The following is a 2,696-nucleotide window of genomic DNA, read 5'->3' on the forward strand; positions in this document are numbered from 1 at the left end:
GTATGCGGCGTCCACGCCCCATCGATTTTTCAGTTGCAGCGACCTGAGGCGGATTTTCGGCCGTCAAATGAGCTCACCGAAGAGTACCTGACGAGCTCATTGTGAGGCCTTGATGCGGGCGGCAAAGGCCCATGGCATCAGGGCATCGATGTCTTCGGCGAGGTGGCCGTTTGCGAGGCGGGTGAAGAGGTCGCACAGATAGGCGTAGGGTTCAACGCTGTTCATTTTACAAGTGCCGATCAGGCTGGCAAACCGGGCCCAGTTGCGGCCCCCTTCATCGTGGCCCGCGAATAGGGCATTGCGGCGATTCATGGCGGGTCGGCGGATCGCGTTTTCCACCAGGTTGGAGTCGATATCGACGTGGCCGTCGTCCAGGAACAGCCGGAAGCCGTCCTGTCGCGTCAGCATATAGGCCAGAGCTTTTCCGAGGTCAGACTTGCGTGAGACGCGTTTGGCTTGCGCTGCCAGCCAGGTGAAGAATTCGTCCACCAGCGGAAGGGACAGGTCCTGTCGAACTGCCCGGCGATGTTCGGGATCTGAGCCCCGGATACTGCCTTCGATCTTGTAGAGCGCGGCGATCCGCACCAGCGCCTCGTCGACGATGGGCGATCCACTCTTTGGCGCGGCCTTGATCAGCTTTCTGCGCCCGTGCGCCCAACAGAAAGCCAGCTTCAAGGGATCGCCACCCATACGGTCCGACGTGGCGAGGTGAGAGTAACCACCGTAGGCATCCACCTGGATTGTCCCGTTGAACCCGTCGAGGATTTCAGCGGCATATTCGCCTTTACGCCCGGGCCGATAATGGAACACCACGCCCGGCGGCGCAGAACCATTCCAGCCGCGGTCGTCACGCAACACGGCCCAGAGATAACCGGTCTTCGTCTTGCCTCGCCCCGGATCCAAAACCGGAGCCGTGGTCTCGTCGACATAGAGCCGCGTGCTTTCAAACAGCAGCCGTTTTGCCATGTAGTCGACCACCGGTGCGATTTCGCTGCCCGTGCGCCCCATCCAATCGGCCAGGACCGTGCGGTCTATCGGCACCCCGTGTCGCGCCATGACCTCGGCCTGCCGGTTGAGCGGCATATGTTCGGAATGCTTGGAGACGGCAATCTCAGCCAGAAGGGCTTCCGTCGGCCAGCTCCCTTCCAGCAGATACGCCGGCGCTCTGGCCTGGACGACGCCCGTTCGACCCTTGGGGCAGGCGTATTTCGGGCGGATCGTGACGATCACCTCGTAGCGCGCCGGAATCCGGTCGAGCCGTTCCGTCCGATCTTCGCCGATCCGGACCATGTTGCCGCAACCGCAGGGGCAGACAATACTGTCGGGCTCAATCACCTTCTCGACCCGCGGCAGGTGTTCGGGCAGTGCACGGGCCTTACGCTCCTTGCGAGGGGCGGCCTTGTCCGGATCGGATGCGCTGGCTTCGATCTTTTTCTCGACGGCGGCGATCCGCGCCTGTGTTTCGGCAATCGCCGTTTCAAGGTCTTCCAGCGCCAGTTCCATCTGCGCCGGATCGAGCTTTTCCGATTTCGGCCCGAACTTGGTGCGCCGATAGTCGTGAACCTGTCCCTCCAGCTTCTCGATCAGTTCCTTCAGCTCGGCGATGAACGCGTCCTTTTCGGCCACCACAGCCTGCTCATGCTGACGTGCGGCACGCTCGACCGACAGCTCGAACTGCACGTCCGCAAAGGCTTTCAAAACCTCGGGAGGAAGGTCCGGGAACTGGCTAAGATCGATCGGCTGCGACATGCAGCTTCATAGCAAATCGAAGCAGAAAAACCCAATAAAACAATACAAAAACAGGACGGCTGAGTCATCCTGCCGCAGTCGGCGCTGTTACCCGTTGCGCCATGACCCGTCGCCAATCAAGACCTTCGAATAAGGCTTCGTATTGACCCCTGGAAAGACGCATCGTCCCATCCTGAACCTTGGGCCAGGCAAAGTTTCCATGTTCAAGAATTTTGTAGGTTAGCACCATTCCGGTGCCATCCCATACCAGGATTTTCAGGCGATCTCCGCGCTTCGACCGGAAGATCACCGTCACCCCGGAATGCGGATCGAGCTTCAACTCAGTCTGCACCATCAGAGCCAGCGCCTGATGCCCACAGCGGAAGTCCACCGGCCGCGTTGCAATCAGGATCGGCAGTCGTTGGCCCGCGACGATCATGCCGTCCCTCGCATGGCTCGCACCAGAGCCGCCACACGTTCAACCGGCACATCGCCGGGAACCCGCATCACAACATCCGGGCCGATCTCCAACGTCAAGACCGACGAAACCGTCGCCGGCAGCGGCGGCGCCAAAACATTCACAGCCTCGCTCGGCTCTGCCGCAATCGCCAAAGGCACAAATGCAGGCTCGGCATCGCCGCTCTCCGACTGGCCCGACATAGTCTCAAAAGGCAACGCCAGAATGCCCTCGCGCACTTGCCGGCGCCACAAGGAAAGCTGGTGCGCAACAACGTCATGACGGCGCGCGACATCAACAACACGAACACCAGGCTCAAGGCTTTCCGCCACGATCCGCGCCTTCACATCATCCGGCCAACGCCGGTTTCCGCGGCGCGGCTCGACAACTTCGTAGCGACCAACAAATCCATCATCTGCCATGCAAATCTCCAGATAACCCTGGAAACCTTCTCGCACACGCGGCAAGCCTCAAAATACAGCCAATTCAATGGGGCGGAGACGGCGCTTAC

3 protein-coding genes are annotated in these 2,696 nt (G+C 60.6%); all 3 read right to left on the reverse strand.

Going from position 1 to position 2,696, the window contains the following annotated elements; genetic code table 11:
• Window positions 1–96 precede the first annotated feature (96 nt).
• A complete protein-coding gene (gene tnpC, locus GGD50_RS32455) occupies window positions 97–1,749 on the reverse strand; it encodes an IS66 family transposase (RefSeq protein WP_183941373.1) in 1,653 nt (550 codons plus the stop codon).
• Window positions 1,750–1,813: 64 nt separating this feature from the next.
• On the reverse strand, window positions 1,814–2,167 hold the full coding sequence (gene tnpB / locus GGD50_RS32460; protein WP_104827321.1) for an IS66 family insertion sequence element accessory protein TnpB: 354 nt from the start codon (window positions 2,165–2,167) through the stop codon (window positions 1,814–1,816).
• Window positions 2,164–2,607 carry an IS66-like element accessory protein TnpA gene (tnpA, locus tag GGD50_RS32465; protein ID WP_104827320.1) on the reverse strand — a complete coding sequence of 148 codons (444 nt, stop codon included), beginning with the start codon at window positions 2,605–2,607 and terminating at the stop codon, window positions 2,164–2,166. The genes tnpB and tnpA overlap by 4 nt, the downstream gene beginning before the upstream one ends.
• Window positions 2,608–2,696 lie beyond the last annotated feature (89 nt).

This window comes from Martinezella paranaensis (assembly GCF_014200235.1).
Taxonomy (GTDB): Bacteria; Pseudomonadota; Alphaproteobacteria; order Rhizobiales; family Rhizobiaceae; genus Rhizobium; species Rhizobium paranaense.

Bases quoted from the DNA above. Each gene is read 5' to 3' on its own strand.
- tnpC (WP_183941373.1), bottom strand. From the start codon at position 1,749: ATGTCGCAGCCGATCGATCTTAGCCAGTTCCCGGACCTTCCTCCCGAG.
- tnpB (WP_104827321.1), bottom strand. From the start codon at position 2,167: ATGATCGTCGCGGGCCAACGACTGCCGATCCTGATTGCAACGCGGCCG.
- tnpA (WP_104827320.1), bottom strand. From the start codon at position 2,607: ATGGCAGATGATGGATTTGTTGGTCGCTACGAAGTTGTCGAGCCGCGC.